General features: G+C 60.4%; 17 protein-coding genes. 5 read left to right on the top strand and 12 right to left on the bottom strand.

The features are described 5' to 3' along the window. Nucleotides 1-150: 150 nt before the first annotated feature. From GH664_RS03590 to GH664_RS03570, 5 genes are read left to right on the top strand one after another with little or no spacing between them, the layout of a single operon-like run. Entirely contained in the window at nt 151-1,095 is a 945-nt protein-coding gene (locus GH664_RS03590) for a restriction endonuclease subunit S (RefSeq protein ID WP_194270320.1), read from the top strand. Next, complete coding sequence (locus GH664_RS03585) at nt 1,092-4,115, top strand: type I restriction endonuclease subunit R (RefSeq protein WP_153166749.1); 3,024 nt, start codon at nt 1,092-1,094, stop codon at nt 4,113-4,115. Before GH664_RS03590 ends, GH664_RS03585 begins: the two co-directional genes overlap by 4 nt. Continuing rightward, the gene (locus GH664_RS03580) at nt 4,115-4,651 is read left to right on the top strand and encodes an SLATT domain-containing protein (RefSeq protein ID WP_228111363.1); all 537 of its coding nucleotides are present in this window, start codon (nt 4,115-4,117) and stop codon (nt 4,649-4,651) included. Before GH664_RS03585 ends, GH664_RS03580 begins: the two co-directional genes overlap by 1 nt. 4 nt (nt 4,652-4,655) lie before the next feature. Next, nucleotides 4,656-5,432, top strand: coding sequence for a nucleotidyltransferase (locus tag GH664_RS03575; protein WP_153166748.1), 777 nt, complete (start codon nt 4,656-4,658; stop codon nt 5,430-5,432). 12 nt (nt 5,433-5,444) lie between these two features. Further along, nucleotides 5,445-6,392, top strand: coding sequence for a COG2958 family protein (locus GH664_RS03570; protein ID WP_153166747.1), 948 nt, complete (start codon nt 5,445-5,447; stop codon nt 6,390-6,392). A gap of 4 nt (nt 6,393-6,396) precedes the next feature. Here GH664_RS03570 and GH664_RS03565 read toward each other — a convergent pair whose 3' ends face one another. The 12 genes from GH664_RS03565 to GH664_RS03510 all read right to left on the bottom strand — a co-directional run bounded on the left by GH664_RS03565 (nt 6,397) and on the right by GH664_RS03510 (nt 15,190). Further along, entirely contained in the window at nt 6,397-6,687 is a 291-nt protein-coding gene (locus tag GH664_RS03565; protein ID WP_153166746.1) for a hypothetical protein, read from the bottom strand. A 79-nt stretch (nt 6,688-6,766) separates the two neighbouring features. Beyond that, nucleotides 6,767-7,234 (bottom strand): lysozyme, encoded by a 468-nt coding sequence (locus tag GH664_RS03560; protein ID WP_153166745.1) that lies wholly within the window; start codon nt 7,232-7,234, stop codon nt 6,767-6,769. Then, nucleotides 7,231-7,707 (bottom strand): hypothetical protein, encoded by a 477-nt coding sequence (locus tag GH664_RS03555; RefSeq protein ID WP_153166744.1) that lies wholly within the window; start codon nt 7,705-7,707, stop codon nt 7,231-7,233. The genes GH664_RS03560 and GH664_RS03555 overlap by 4 nt, the downstream gene beginning before the upstream one ends. Next, nucleotides 7,704-8,009, bottom strand: coding sequence for a DUF6127 family protein (locus GH664_RS03550; RefSeq protein ID WP_070527361.1), 306 nt, complete (start codon nt 8,007-8,009; stop codon nt 7,704-7,706). Before GH664_RS03550 ends, GH664_RS03555 begins: the two co-directional genes overlap by 4 nt. A gap of 67 nt (nt 8,010-8,076) precedes the next feature. Further along, entirely contained in the window at nt 8,077-8,427 is a 351-nt protein-coding gene (locus GH664_RS03545) for a DUF2793 domain-containing protein (RefSeq protein WP_153166743.1), read from the bottom strand. A 3-nt stretch (nt 8,428-8,430) separates the two neighbouring features. Continuing rightward, nucleotides 8,431-9,027: a hypothetical protein gene (locus GH664_RS03540; RefSeq protein WP_153166742.1), complete on the bottom strand. Its 597-nt coding sequence runs from the start codon at nt 9,025-9,027 to the stop codon at nt 8,431-8,433. Continuing rightward, on the bottom strand, nt 9,027-11,300 hold the full coding sequence (locus tag GH664_RS03535) for a phage tail protein (protein ID WP_153166741.1): 2,274 nt from the start codon (nt 11,298-11,300) through the stop codon (nt 9,027-9,029). The genes GH664_RS03540 and GH664_RS03535 overlap by 1 nt, the downstream gene beginning before the upstream one ends. Further along, nucleotides 11,300-11,515, bottom strand: a complete 216-nt coding sequence (locus GH664_RS03530) for a hypothetical protein (protein WP_194270315.1) — start codon at nt 11,513-11,515, stop codon at nt 11,300-11,302. Before GH664_RS03530 ends, GH664_RS03535 begins: the two co-directional genes overlap by 1 nt. Next, nucleotides 11,512-11,739, bottom strand: coding sequence for a hypothetical protein (locus GH664_RS03525; protein WP_153166740.1), 228 nt, complete (start codon nt 11,737-11,739; stop codon nt 11,512-11,514). Before GH664_RS03525 ends, GH664_RS03530 begins: the two co-directional genes overlap by 4 nt. 18 nt (nt 11,740-11,757) lie before the next feature. Further along, nucleotides 11,758-12,546: a DUF2163 domain-containing protein gene (locus tag GH664_RS03520; RefSeq protein WP_150427996.1), complete on the bottom strand. Its 789-nt coding sequence runs from the start codon at nt 12,544-12,546 to the stop codon at nt 11,758-11,760. Nucleotides 12,547-12,551: 5 nt separating this feature from the next. Beyond that, on the bottom strand, nt 12,552-14,135 hold the full coding sequence (locus GH664_RS03515; protein ID WP_153166739.1) for a hypothetical protein: 1,584 nt from the start codon (nt 14,133-14,135) through the stop codon (nt 12,552-12,554). Beyond that, nucleotides 14,132-15,190 (bottom strand): hypothetical protein, encoded by a 1,059-nt coding sequence (locus GH664_RS03510; protein WP_153166738.1) that lies wholly within the window; start codon nt 15,188-15,190, stop codon nt 14,132-14,134. Before GH664_RS03510 ends, GH664_RS03515 begins: the two co-directional genes overlap by 4 nt. Between the last annotated feature and the right edge of the window lie 3 nt (nt 15,191-15,193).

The raw sequence follows: 15,193 nt of genomic DNA, 5'->3' as shown, positions 1-15,193 counted from the left end.
TGGACGCCAATCGGCGCGGTCACACTCAATCCGGAGCGCGATGCGGTCGTACGCGATCACGTGCATGCTGAAGACTTAAAGCGGTCGGTTGCATGAATCAGGCGACAACTATCTTGACTTGTTCCGGTCACGGGCGGGCATGCCACGGTCCTGAAGCACGACCAAGATCCGAAATACCTCTCTTACTACCTGCAAACACCACACTTTTTCGCAGAGAAGAAAAAGCACGCGACAGGCACGAAGGTCATCGACGTTTCGGCAAAGAGTCTTGCAAAAATCAGAATTCCAGTTCCGCCGCTTGAAGTGCAGCGCGAGATTGTGAAAGTGCTTGATACCTTCACCCAGCTGGAGGCGGAGCTGGAGGCGGAGCTGGAGGCGGAGCTGGAGGCGCGTCGGCGGCAGTACAAGTACTACCGCGACGCGCTCTTGACATTCGGCGAATGCACGGACGCTGAAGCAAGCAAGCAAGCAAGCAAGCAAGCAAGCAAGCAAGCAAGTATAAGGTGGATGACCATGGGTGAGATTGGAAAATTCACGCGCGGCCGTCGATTCACCAAGGACGATTATGTCCAGGAAGGAATCGGCTGCATCCACTACGCTGACATTTATACCCGACACGGAACCTCGGCGTCGGCGGCTGTCTCGCATGTACGGCCGGACATGGCGTCGAGCCTGCGCTTTGCCAAACCGGGTGACATCGTTATCGCTGCTGTCGGTGAAACGGTCGAGGATGTCGGCAAGGCGGTTGCCTGGCTTGGCACCGACCAGGTCGCGATTCACGACGACTGTTTTACGTTTGAGCACTCGATGAATCCGAAGTTCGTGTCTTACTGCCTCCAAACAGAACAATTGAAAGCAGAGAAGAACAAGTTTGTTGCCCGCGCAAAGGTCAAGCGCCTGTCTGGCGAGAGCCTGGCAAAACTCACAATCCCAGTCCCGCCTATAGAAGAGCAGGACCGCATCGTCGCCATTCTCGACAAATTCGATGCGCTGGTGAATGACATCGCCTCGGGTTTACCTGCCGAGATCAAGGCCCGTCGCCAGCAATACCAGCACTACCGCGACCGGCTTCTCACTTTCAAGGAAGCCGCATGAGCGAAGACATCAAGCCCTTTCGCTATGAGCCGATTGCGCTGTCCAACGAAAGCACGGTTGTCGCCGAATTTCAGCCTGATGCCTTGGGAGTGCGCGAGGCGGCATACCAGTCCGAAGCTGAACTGGAAAAGGAATTTATCAAGCAGCTCCAGGTGCAGGCCTATGAATACCTGCCCATCACATCGGAGGCTGAGCTGGTAGCCAATCTTCGCCGCCAGTTGGAAAAGCTCAACAAGGTCACCCTGTCGGATGCAGAGTGGGAGCGATTCTTCAGCACCTGCATTGCCGGCGCGAATGACGGCATCCTGGAAAAGACCGCGCGCATTCAGGAAGACCATGTGCAGGTTTTGAAGCGCGACGACGGTAGTACCAAGAACATCTACCTGATCGACAAGGCCAACATCCACAACAACGCCTTGCAGGTCATTAACCAGTATGAAGTCGCAGGCGCTCGTGCCAACCGTTATGACGTGACGGTGCTGGTCAATGGCCTGCCGATGGTGCATATCGAATTGAAGCGTCGGGGCGTGGACATCCGCGAGGCCTTCAACCAGATCAACCGCTACCAGCGCGACAGTTTCTGGGCGGGCTCGGGCTTGTTCGAGTACGTGCAGCTTTTCGTCATCAGCAACGGTACTCTGACCAAGTATTACAGCAACACCGTGCGTGACGGGCATTTGAAGGAGCAGTCCGCCAAGCGCAGCAAAAGCAAGACCTCCAACAGTTTCTCCTTTACCAGTTGGTGGGCCGACGCGAAAAACCAGCCCATCACTGAGCTGACAGGTTTCACGAAAACCTTTTTCGCCAAGCACTCGCTGCTCAACGTCCTCACCAAATACTGCGTGTTCGATGTGGATCGCAAGCTGCTGGTGATGCGGCCATACCAGATCGTGGCGGCCGAGCGCATTTTGCAGCGCATCGCCACAGCCACCAATCACAAGCAGCTCGGCACCGTCGCGGCGGGCGGCTACATCTGGCACACCACCGGCAGTGGCAAGACGCTGACCAGCTTCAAGGCGGCGCAACTTGCCCGGGGCTTGCCAGATATCGACAAGGTGCTCTTCGTGGTGGACCGCAAGGATCTGGACTACCAGACCATGCGCGAATACGAGCGCTTCGAGAAGGGCGCAGCCAACTCGAATACCTCCACGGCTGTGCTGCAAAAGCAGCTGGAAGACCCGAACGCCCGCATCATCATCACCACCATCCAGAAGCTTTCCCGCTTCGTCGTCAAGAACAAGAAACACCCGGTGTATGACGCGCACGTGGTGGTGATCTTCGACGAGTGCCACCGCAGCCAGTTCGGCGACATGCACGCCGAAATTACGCGGGTGTTCCAGCGCTACCACCTATTCGGCTTCACCGGTACGCCGATCTTTGCCGAGAACTCCGGCACCACAGGTAACCCGCTGCGACGCACCACGCAGCAGGCCTTTGGCGACAAGCTGCACACCTACACGATTGTCGATGCCATCAACGACAAGAACGTGCTGCCGTTTCGCATTGACTACATCAACACGGTCAAATTGCCTGCGGGCATCAAAGACAAAAAGGTGTCGGCCATCGACACCGAACGGGCGCTGCTAGCGCCGGAGCGCATCACACAGATCGTGGGCTACATCCGCGAGCACTTCGACCAGAAAACCAAGCGTGCCAGCACGTACCGCCACGATGGCAAACGGCTGGCTGGCTTCAATTCGCTGTTCGCCTGTGCGTCCATTGATGCCGCCAAGCGTTACTACGCGGAGTTCGTTGCACAGCAAAAGGAGTTGCCCGAGGCCCAGCGGCTCAAGGTGGGCTTGATCTACAGCTTTGCCGCGAATGAAGAGGAAAGTGATGGTCTGCTCGGCGAGGAGGACTTCGAAACCGAGGGGCTGGATCAAGGCTCGAGAGATTTTCTGGATGCGGCGATCCAGGACTACAACGCACTGTTCAGCACCAGCTTCGACACCTCCGCCGACAAGTTCCAGAACTACTACAAGGACTTGTCGCAGCGTCTGAAAAAGCGTGAGCTGGACATCGTCATCGTGGTCAACATGTTCCTCACCGGCTTTGACGCCACCACGCTCAACACGCTGTGGGCGGACAAGAACCTGAAGGCTCACGGCTTGATCCAGGCCTATTCGCGCACCAACCGCATCCTTAATTCGGTCAAGACCTACGGCAACATCGTTTCCTTCCGCAATCTGGAGCAGGAGACCAACGACGCGCTCGCCCTGTTTGGCAACAAGGATGCCAAGGGTATCGTGCTGTTGAAGCCTTACGCCGAGTACTACAAGGACTACGAGAAGCGCATCGGAGAACTCACGGCTGGATTCCCACTCGGGAAAGCCATTGTTGGCGAGGCGGCACAGAAGGCATTCATCAAGCTGTTTGGCTCGATTTTGCGACTGAAAAACATCCTCACGGCATTCGACGATTTCGCGGGCCACGAAATTCTCTCCGAGCGCGAATTTCAGGACTACCAGAGCCTGTATTTGAACCTGTACGCAGAATTCCGGGCGACGTCGGCTGCCGAGAAGGAGTCAATCAACGACGATGTGGTGTTCGAGATCGAGCTCATCAAGCAGGTTGAAATCAATGTCGACTACATCCTGCTCTTGGTCGAGCAGTACCTGAAGAAAAAGGGTTCGGGCGACGATAAGGAAATCCGCGCCACCATCGAACGCGCCATCAATTCCAGCCCTGGCCTGCGCAACAAGAAAGACCTCATCGAACAGTTTGTCGATTCGGTGAACACCAAGGCCAAGGTGGACGCGCAGTGGCAGGCCTTCGTTGCGGCGAAAAAGACCGAGGAGCTGGAACGCATCATTGCGGAGGAAAACCTCAATGCCGAGGCGGCACGTGAATTCATTAGCAATGCCTTCCGCGACGGCAGCATCTCGGCAACCGGTACTGCCATCACCAAGATACTGCCGCCGGTATCGCGGTTTTCCAAGAACAATGGCCACGCAGCCAAGAAGCAGACGGTGCTGGACAAACTTGCCGCTTTCTTCGAACGGTATTTCGGATTGGCGTGATGAAGGGAATTCCGATGAACCCGATCCAAACAACCGATCAAGCCAAGATTTCTGCGCTTTGCAGAGAGGCTGAGCGGCTGGAAGAGGACGCCTTGTATTCGAGCAAGGGGCATTTCAACGCCGAAGACACATGGGTTCGCCGCAACTACTGGCTGGGTGTGCCAGCAACCGCTCTTGGTGCGATTGCAGGTGCTGCATTGGTCAAAAGCCAACCTGAGTGGGCCAGTGCCTTCACCTTGTTGGCGTCGCTACTGACCGGTTTGATGACCTTTCTCAAGCCCAACGAGCGCGCTGCAATGCACCGGGCTGCTGCCGGACAGTTTTTGGCTCTTCGGAATGACGCCCGCTTTTTCCGCGAGATCGAATTGCTTGATACGAGTCGGCTGGGCGAGCTTCCTGAGAGATTGAAGGCCCTTTCCTCTGCACGCAATGAGCTGAACCAGAAGAGCCCAAGTATTCCAAGGCGCGCATTTGTCGCTGCACGCAAAGGCATCGAAGAAGGCGAAGCCACCCACAAAGTGGACAAGGATAAATGACAAGATGTCGGTATTGAGTTTTCTGACGGACACGGCCAGCAGTGCCGTGCTCTCCACAACTGAGCAGTCGTCGATCACGACTTCGATCACAACACTTCAATCGCGGATGGCGCTGCACTTTGACAGCGGCGTAATTGCGCAGCATTTCCGATTCGGCTCTTCAACGCGAGGCACGATCCTGCCTCGCTCAATGGACGAACAGTCCGATATTGATTACATGGTGGTCTTCAGCGATGGCAGCGCCACGCCGCAGACTTACCTGAATAGGTTGAAGACTTTTGTCGAAAAACGCTACGGCTCATCGGAAATCTATCAGTCCAGCCCGACCATTGTTCTCGAGTTGAACCACATCAAGTTCGATCTGGTGCCCGCGACAAAAACGTGGCTCGGCGAGCTTCAGATTCCCAACGGGTCAGGCGGTTGGATAACCACGAATCCGAACGACTTCAACGCCACGCTTGAAGCAAAGAACAAGGACAACAACTCTTTGATCAAGCCAACTATTCGTCTGATGAAATATTGGAATGCGGCCAGCGGATTTCCATTCGATTCATTTGCGATGGAGAAGTGGATTTGTGGTCAGGGCTTCTGGTTCCAGTCGAATCAAAAGGACTACCTGTTTTCGGTAATCGACAATCTGAGCACCGACTCGTCTTACTCGCAACGAGTCAATAATGAAATAACGCGTGCAAAAACTATTGTGGCCAAGGTCAGGCAATGCGAGAAAGACCAGATGCCGGTAACGGCTGAGAATGAGGTCAAGAAGTTGTTCAGGCTCTGAGGGTATATTGAAATGGCATTAAATCTCGCAAAGGCCGTCATCGGCTACCTGAAGGAACGCCCCGAGGAAAAGTTCACCGCTCGGCAAGTCGCCGAATGGGTCTTTGCCACCTACCCGGATGAGTGTCAGGAAAAGCGGGCCAATAGTCGCGGCGATTACATCAAGTCTGATGCGGATTTGGTGCAGCAGCTCGTCGCAGAAATCAGCTCGCAGCGCCCGCGCATGCAAACGAAGCACCCAGAACTGAAGACGACCGAAGGACGGCCCCGCAGGTACTACTACTCGGAGCGCTCGGACAGCGCCGAAGTGGCGGCAGTCGAAAGCGAGGGTACGTCGGCGGCTGCGGATGTGAGTGCTTTAAAGATTGACGAGCATGCGCTGTACCCACTGCTGTCGCAATACCTGTGGGAGGAATTCGGCGTGTTCTCCAAGCGCGTCGACGAGAAGCGCTCGTCCAACAAGCGCGGACCCAACGGCAACCGCTGGCTGTACCCGGACGTGGTCGGCATGGAGGACTTGGGCGCAGACTGGCACCAGGAGGTGCGCGACTGCGTTAACCAGTATTCGGATAAACGCACCAAGCTGTGGTCGTTCGAGGCCAAGCTGCTGATCAACCGCTCGAACGTGCGCGAGTGCTTTTTTCAGGCCGTTTCAAACTCGTCGTGGGCCAACTTCGGCTATTTGGTTGCGGCGGAAATCGGCGGCACCGACACGTTGAAGGAGCTACGAATGCTCTTCGCTGCCCACGGCATCGGCTTCATCAAGCTGGACGTGGACAACCCTGCCGACAGCCAGGTACTGATTCCGGCGCGTGAGCGCGACGAGATCGATTGGGACATGGCCAATCGGCTGGCCACGGAGAACCGGGATTTTCTGGAGTACGTGAAGCTGGTGAAGCAGTTCTACCAGACTGGTGAGGCGCGGCTGGCGGACTGGGATGTTCCCGCGACGGAGGACTGACGGTCTATTCCAGATGGCCGATCACGTCGAGGCGTTCATCGCCACGCTGAAATGCCCCGAACCAGCCGTCGCGCGAGTCGGCGCGCGTTCGGCTCACCAGCAGCGAGAACCCCTCGCAGCCGCGCCCCTTGGCGGTAGCGAAGTCGGTGGTGTCGAATTTGGCCTCACGCACCAGTGTCGTGGCCACCGACTTCATGGCCGACTCAAACAGGTCAAGCAGGTTGTCTTGTAGGCTGGCGTCAATGTTGCGTGAGGTGACGTCGTCAATGACGGCGTGCTTGAATCGGTTACTCATGGTTGATGCTCCGTGTTGGCATGGATGACATGAACGCGCTGTTCGGCAGCGAAGCCAAGCTCTTCTGCGCGCTTTGAAATCACACGTTGCGTAGCAGCCAAGCTGCCTCAGCCTCTCGCCGCGTAACGAGTCCCGGCAACACTTTCCCGCCGCCATAGACCCAGCGCCGCAGCTCCGTTGCGGCTGCAACCCAGTCTCGCTGGTTGACGCGCCGTCGCAGGGTCGAGGTCTGCAGGCGTCCAGCCCCGAGGTTGAATGTGAAATCCACGATGGCTGCGAGTCTGCTTTCGGGTTCGGTGGCCAGCACCGGGCAGTGGCGCAATGCGGCGGCGAGCGCCGATTGGAGGTCGCGCGCCAGATAGATCTCGGCTTCGGCCTCGGTGATCGGTGGATGCGTCGGATCGCAGAGATGGCCGTAACCAATTGTCCAGAACCCAGCGGGGCAGATGTAGGGGATGGCGGTGATCTCGATTCCGCGCTTCACCCTGCGCTCGAACCCCTCGAAGCGCTTGGCCAGCTCAATGGCGGTTTGCGGCACCTCGATCACGGGCGCACCCGGTCGAACACGCGCCCGAGGAACCAGAAATTCAGCACCCCAGCCCATAGGGCTTGGTCTGCCTCCGTCCAGGCATACAGGATGGCAACGCCCCAGCCTGCGCCACCTGTCACGGCGGCTGCGACTGTTGCCGTTTTGGCGGCGCAGTACAGCGCCATGAACCAGTAGGTGATGACGGGGCGGACGCTGGAACTCAGTGCATCTGCCCAGCGCACGCCGGTTTTCTCGCCCTGCGTGCGAACGGCTTCGCGCAGGGTTTCGATGGCCCCGACATTCCACGCGGCATCGGCACCCGCGCCGATTTCCGACATCCGTTGTGCACCGCGAATCTTCTCGAACTCCAGCGCTTTGTCCTGCATCGCCAGTTCGTGGCCACGCTCGCCCTTGCGGTCGAGCCACTTGAGGATTTCAGGGGCGAGACGGAAGGCCCCACCGAGGAGGCCGCCAAGCAGAGTCTCGATCATTGCGGCCCTCCCATCAGTTTGAGTTTGATAGCGGCACCGACCAACAGCGCGGCCAGGATGCCGGTGGTGATGACCTTGACGGTGGTCTGCCACGCCGTGCGACGGGCATCGCGCCAGGCTTCCAGCAGGTCGCGCAGTTCGCGGATGTCACGGGCGGCGTGGCCGTTTTCCAGCCCGAGGTGGGCCAGAACCCGTTCGGCTCCACGCTCAGCGGCGTGGGCCAGCAGTTCGTCGAAATCCTCGCGACGCAAGAGCAGCATGTTCTCCACGTGCGCGGGCTGTTGTTGTTCGGGTTCGGTCATTGGCGTTCTCCAGAAATGCGAAACCCGCCTCGTGGGCGGGTTTCTGGTTGGTACGAAGAAGGGGAAATCAGATGGCGAGGCCTGCGCTCCAGCCGGTGGACTTGTAGGCCGAGAGCTTGGCCTCGTCCTCGATGTAGCAAAGCCAGCCGATCTTTGGCACGTGGTACTCCCAGGCATCGGCTATGCGCACCGCGATCTGATTGGTTTTGCCTGCCCACACGCCCGTGGCAGCGGCAGGAATGAGGTAGCGGTCGCCGTTGGCGGGACTGGCCGGTGGCGTGGTCAGATCGCGGTCTTTCACGGACAGGCCGACCATTGCGCCCAAGCGCTTGAGGTTGGCATCCATACCGGTGTCCCAGCCGCTTTCGCCGAGTGTCCAGCCGTAGTTGAGTCCAAGATTCGGGTCGATTGATGACATGGTCTATCTCCAGAGATTCGATGCGTGGCGAATGCGCCGGACTGCTTCCGGATCGCCGGTGCGGTGGCTTTGCTGCGGATGCTGCCGCCAGTGACGCCCGACGATGGGCAGGTACAGCACGCCGCCGCGTTTGGCCACCAGCAGGGTCAGCAGCCAGTCGGCAAAGTTGTTGAGGTCGGTGGTTTCTTTGAGCACGGCTTCCACGGCAGATCGGCGCATCACGATCAGGCCGTGAACGTGGCTGGCGCTGTTGGCGTGCTGCCAACGGCTGTAGGCCAGACGCCGCACGGCAATGTCCTGGCCGTTTTCGTCGGTCAGTGCTTCGTCGGTGTAGGCCATCACGGCCTGCGGGCAGGCATCCAGCGCGTCGGCCAGTTGTGTGAAGGCGCTGGCTTCGTACAAATCGTCGGGATCGACAAAGGACACCAGCGGCAGCGTGCCTTGTGCATAGCCTGCCGCGCGTGCCTCACCGATACGGCCCGGAATGCCGGGCAAAACGTGCAAACTGATCGGTGCTTCCTCGAGGCTGGCGATGCAGGCCTCACGCCATTCGGCAGGCTCGTTCAGGGTGAGCAGATGAACATCGATGCGCGGCTCCATCACACACCTCCCCAATACTGTCCCCAGCGCAGGCCAAAGCCCGCGCGATCCATGACCCGCACCTGCGGCTGCCAGCTACTCAAACCATCGCGCTCGGCACTGATCTCCACCGTGATGCGGTCGCCCAGCGCAGCGGCATCCAGCGCGGCCACTGCTGCTGTCCAGATAAAGGTTGTGCCGAGCAGTCCCGTTTCGGTGTGCGCCAGCACGCCATTGCGATTGCGGATGCGTAGCGTGTAGGTCACGCCCAGTTCCGGCCCGATGTCGCCCTCGTCTTGCTGCACGAGATAGGCGGTCTGCTGCGTGCGGTCGCGATGCGCCCACGCGACGGTGAGGTCACCGGCCACTACGGCAGGCTCGGTCTGGCCATTGAGGCGGATACGACCGGGTGGATACGGCAAAGCCTGCCGACCGGCCAGCACCATCGGCTGCCCATTGGCAGCCAACACAGGATCGCCCTGATCGGTCGACGTGCGAGGAATCGCGCCCACGAACACCGATTCGCCCGGAGCGCGCTCCGCACCTTCGGATGCCAGCCATTCGCCGACACCGATCAAACGAGTCCCCGAGGCATGTGCTTGGGGTGTGGTGTCGAGCACGCCACGTGCGAGATCGATGGTCGCGTTGGCAGCATCAAAGGCCAGGACGGCAACGGCCTCTGCAATGGCCCCATTGGCAGCCACCAGATAGGCGTAGTCGCCCACGGCAAGTCTTTCCGGCTGGCTGATGGCCGTCACTGGTACACCGATGGCATCGGCCTCACTGGCAGGCAAGGCTGTATCGAGCGTCAGCAGTGGTGCGTAGTCATCTCCCATCACGGCAGTGAGGTCGCCGCCTGAAGCGCCGGTGGCCAGTTGCCAATTCAGTTGCCCGGTGCCACCGGCGGCGGCCAGCGCACCGAGATAGGTGTCCGTATCGGTCAGGTAGGCCAGATCTGCGCGGGACAAGCGCCGGGCCAGTTCCCAATGCGGCACCTCAACGGCCAGCACCAAGGCGGGCGGCAAAGGTTCGATGGTCGGCTCCTCGACGTGCGGTGGCGGGGGCGACAGCACGGTGTTGCTCATGCCGAACACATCTTCCATGGCTTCGATGCGCCACTCGGCCGCTCCCAAGGTGCCGGTGTCGATGCCGGTGACGCGCACCACCATCTGATCCACACCCAGGCGCGGCCAGTTCAGCAGAAATACATCGCCCGGCAGCGGCGCACGCTCCAGCGTGTCGCGTGCCACCGTCAGACTCATCCGGGCCAAGGGCGAACCCAAGGCGCGCAGGTCACGCAAGGCCAGCCGCGCGGCCAGTGGCCCGTAGTTAACGCCCGGGTAGTCGCGGCGCTGATTGATCACGCCGCCTTGCAACTGGATGGCGGCCAGGCTCTCGACCGTGACGGCAGCATCACCGCCGGTCTGCCAGTCGGTGTAGACCACCGTTAACTCGTTGGGCAACTCGCCCCACTGGGCGCGCTCGAAGCGTTCCAACCGCACGATTTCGTCAGGCCCCAACTGCGGCAGGCTGTCGATCCAATAGTCGTCGCGCAGCAGCTTGAGCTCAAACGTGCCTTGCTCCGGGTCGGTGTAGAGGATGCCGCCAATGTGGTCGATGACCTGGCCGATGAAGCTCTCGATGGGCTGCTGCCGTGTCCAGATCAGATTGAGGCCGAAGCCCTCACTCGACAAAGCCCATGCCGCGTTCCAGAAGCTCCAGCCGATAGTGCTCTGCGGATAGCCCATACCCCAATGCGGATCGGTGAGGCACTGCACCAGAATGTGCGCCGGGTTCATACCGACACTGATCTCACGGCCTTCGTCCTCATCCCAGGTGCGGACTTCGGCATTCCATTCCATCCACGGCGCATCGAACCAACCCGCTGTGAAGCGCCGGACGCGCACTGCCCACGGTTTGATGTAGGGGTTGTTGGCCGCGAACAGGATCTTGCGTGCCACCAAGGACAGCACGCCCCGAAATGCCGGAATGGAACTGCCAAGGCGACTCATCAGATAGTCGTTGCGTCCTTGCCCGGCATGACCAGAAAGCACATCGATGGTGCCGACCACGCCGCCTTCGCGCTCGTCGCCGCCAAACAGCGTGGGCTTGTTGATCGAGAGGCTGGTCAGCCCATGCCCGCTGGATAGCGGCACACGGTCGGCATCCCCCCACGCGGTACGGTCGCCCATCTGGATTTCCTGCACGGCATCGACGGGCCCCTGGCACAAGGCCAGATGCAGCCCCATCCGGTAGCGGTAGCCAACGGTTTGCGATTTGCTGCTGCCACCCATCAGCCTTGCTCCCGCTGGCTGGATTGATTGCGGGCATGCATGACCACACGTTGTGCCATTGCATCGCCGGTGGCCAGCAAGGTGTCGGCGTCACAGCCTTCACGCAGGAAGGCGCGGAAATCCAGATCGTGACGTGCAAACCATGTGCGCATGCCGTTCACGCACAGGCCCACGGCGCGCACGTGATCGATGGTGATGACAGTCTGAGTGGTCATTTCTTGCCACCTTTTTTCTTGATCGGGTCGGCTTCCAGATCACCGTACCAGACGACGTTGGAGCCGCGCAGCAGCACGCTGCCGAACACGACAGGAATCGGTCGGCCTTCTTCTGCGGTGGGGGCATCGACGTCAGACAGGGACGCCGGTTTGGGTTCGGGCGGTTTCGGCGCGAGCGCGACCGAAACCAGCGCCGCCACCACGATGACGACGAGGTACCACATGGCGATTTCTCCAGGGTTTCAGAACACGCCCGTCGAAAACGGGTTTTTGCTCGGGATGGCAGGAAAGCCGCCGTAGTTGTCGAGGTTGCCGAAGCGCGACTCGCACGTGGCCGTGCTGTGATCGCAACCGACCGTCAGCAACACCTCGGTGCCGACTTCAATGGCCACCGGATAGAGCAACTCGACGCCACCACCGTAGTCATTGACGATCATGTGGCGCGCACCTTCCGGGGTTTGCAGCCAGCCACCGGCCAAGCCACCACTGACACTGCCGGGCGTGCCACCGTCGAGATCGACGTTACGGCCATTGCTGTTGCTCACCAAGGCGCTGGCAGAAATCGGTGAGGCACCACAGGCAGCCGAATACAGCACGTGGGAACACTTGCGGCTGTAGAGCCGCCGCAACCCGATACGCTTGAGACTGACTTGCGCGGATTCGCAGCGAACACGAGCCACATCGTCGGCGACTTCGACGCCCAGCACCCGGCCCATCCAGCGCGTGCCGGAGATCCACCAGTAGTCGCCCCAGGTATCGCGCCGTCCGATGCGCAGGGTGATCGAGGTAGTGTCGCCGGTCAGCGAGTTGGCGAGCAGGTGGCGCACCAAATCACAGTTCGGCGGCAGTTTCAGATCCAAGCCAGCCTTCGCAGCTTCAGCACCCAGCGCCAGTTCGTTGCGTTCCAAGGCCAGGCTCTTGTAGAGGTTGCCATCCAAATCAACATCGAATTCGTGCGGCGTCAGATAGAACTGCGCGCTGTTGCTGGCGAAGGCGTATAGCTCGACTTCCAGCAATGGGTTCTGGCTCATCGTGCTTACTCTCCCTCGTAGGTTTGACGGTCATTGCCGCGCGGTTCGGGCAACTGGCGCGCGGTCAAGGTGATCTCCAGCAGCGTCGGGCTGTGCCAGTACAGATCGATGGCATCGTGGTCGAGGCGGCAGCGCACGAGGCGAATGACGCGGCTGCGTGCGGGCACCCAGTCGTCGAGACCCGAGCGCAGCACCAGCACACCGCCTTGATCCAGATGGCAGGCCGCCGTCAGGGCGTACTGCCGATAGCCGTCTGGGTGCACGATCAAGCAAGCGGCGGGGCGATGCCAAAAATCCGAGATTCGCGCGGAGATGTCTTTGCCATCCACGCGCAGGAAGCCATCTTCGGGATCGGCTTCGACGTTCACCCACAGGATCGGAGCCAAGCCATCGGGCAGCCAGAAGGCTTCCAGACGGCCTTGGGTGCGCCACAACCGCGCCCGCCAGATCTCGACTTCATCGAGTGAGCTGGCCAGATAGCGCCGCTGCAAAGTTGTCGTCGCCCACGGATCGTCCCGGCGCACCCACGGATCTGCAGTCGAAAAGTCTTGGCGGGTGATCGTGGTTTGCGCTGCGGCCGTTGGATCGTCACGCCAGTTGCCATCTGGCCAGACCGGGATCTCGTCGAGCCATGGGTCATCGAGAACATCCTGGTCGGGCAGTGGCGCAGGCTGGATCTGTGTGGGAATGTTGCCGCCGACCATGCCGGGTACCCACTGCGTGAGATCCGCCGGGTCGATGGCTTTGCCCCACACCAAGGGCATGATGGTGCTGCCCACGGCTGCGGCGCGTGCCAAGGGCTCCGTCAGCCACAGCAGAGCGCTTTCCACATCGCTGAGTTGGGCGATCTGCCAGCTATCGGCGGCGATGATCAAAATCCAGCGGCCATTGTTCTCAGTTTCCTGCCAGCCCTGCACACCGTCATAGGTCAGATGCACATTGGCCGAGAGTGGCCCGAACTGTCGCCCGTCAGCTTCGGTCACATTGAGTGCCAGTGCGCCACGTTCGCAGGACTCAGTCAGGTGCACCGCGTACTGCGGCAGCGGCCACAGAGCCATTTGACCAAGATGATCGGCCAGCCAGTCGGCCACCAGGGCATCGGTCTGCCGGGCGTTGCCCACCTTGTAGGTGAGCCAGCGCCGGGGAACGCGTCGGCGTGCCTGCCGTGATTCATTACCACTGGCCAGCCGCGTGACGCTGGTCTGCCACTCCAGCCGTTCCACGAGGGGTTCTGCCCAATCGTGGCGGAAGGCAAACACACCGCGTTGTGCGTCGGGCCACGGCTGGTCGCCAAAGGCATCCATACCGGTGGCGACGATGGCGCTTGATGCCGTATCCCGGCGCAGCACTTCGACCAGAAAGATCGGTGTATCGATGGGTGGCCAAGGGCCCGCCAAGGATTCCGTCAGCAGGCTCGCCGCCAGATTGGGAGGCAGCGGAGCGACAGCCGTTTCCGGCGTGAAGCAGGCTGCGGTCGCCCCAAAAGTGGCGCGCGAGAGCACTTCACTCTGGAAGGCGGGCAGTTCGCTTCCCGGCGTTGGTTTGCAGGAAACCTCCGCGAGGTCTTGAACGACAACGTGATCCGTCATGCCGACTCCACGCCGAACTCAGCGGCATTGAAGGCGGCCTCCGTCCACTGCACGTTGCCGTTTGGATTACGCTCGAACAACGTGCTCTGCCAGGCCAGTTGCTCCTGCAGAATGATGTCGGTGCTGACGGCGCTTTGCGCACCACTGACCACGAGGCCTTTGACCTTGCCCAGACCGGCGTCGGTCTTGCGGGCCAGCATCGTGAGCTGGACGCCATAGATGGCGGGCGTGGCCATCACCGGCAGCGGCTCGACATCGAAGGACTGGCGCAGCCCCACGTTGGGCGCACTGATCGCTGTGGCTTCGTCCTCGTCGCTGACGGCTTCCCAGGCAGCAGTGCCGACCGGACTGGGAGTCCACTGGTTCAAACTGCCATCGGCCTGAGCCTGCAAGGCATCGACGCGCACATCACCGAGGAAGGTGTTGTTGATCGTGCCGCTGGTGTCGGCGATGTAGAAGTCGTCGACGTCGATGGTCAGCGGACAATTCTGGCCGGGCACCGCACCTACGAATGCCGTGAGCAGTTGGCCGCCGCCCTGGATGGTGTTCTGCGCAGTCATCTGGATTGCCAGGATGCCGTTGATGCGCACTGACAGCACACCGTTGCTGGTGCCTTGCGTGACCTGCAACTCGATGTAGTGCCAGCCGCGCGCCGGAGCGCTGGCGACTGAGACAGAGATCAACTGGTCATAGCCGTATTGCCAGCGGTAGAGCTTGAGCCGACCGTCCTCGCCGATTTTCACGAGGTGCGCGACCTGCGAGTTGGCATCACGCACGCCCAGTAGCAGTGGCTCGGTGTAAGTGTTCTGGTACGGCACCACGCGAATGGCTGCCCCGACGATCAGGCTGGTCTTGGTGGTGTCGAGGTTCTTGACATAGCCGCCACCCGAACCTTCCGGCAAACGCAGGGCATAGGAGGACGGACGACGGCCATTGATCCGGGTGGCCTGCGGTGACAGATACGCCGCCTTGCCACGTGCGAGCCACGGATCGCCAAAGCTGTCCACGGCCTGTGGGTCGTAGTGATCGAAACCGTCGATGAACAGAAGTGCCATTGG

It is taken from the genome of Thauera sp. 2A1 (assembly GCF_009469595.2).
GTDB lineage: Bacteria > Pseudomonadota > Gammaproteobacteria > Burkholderiales > Rhodocyclaceae > Thauera.
The sequence above is the reverse complement of the archived record's forward strand: the minus strand, read 5'-3'. Positions and strand labels throughout refer to the sequence as shown.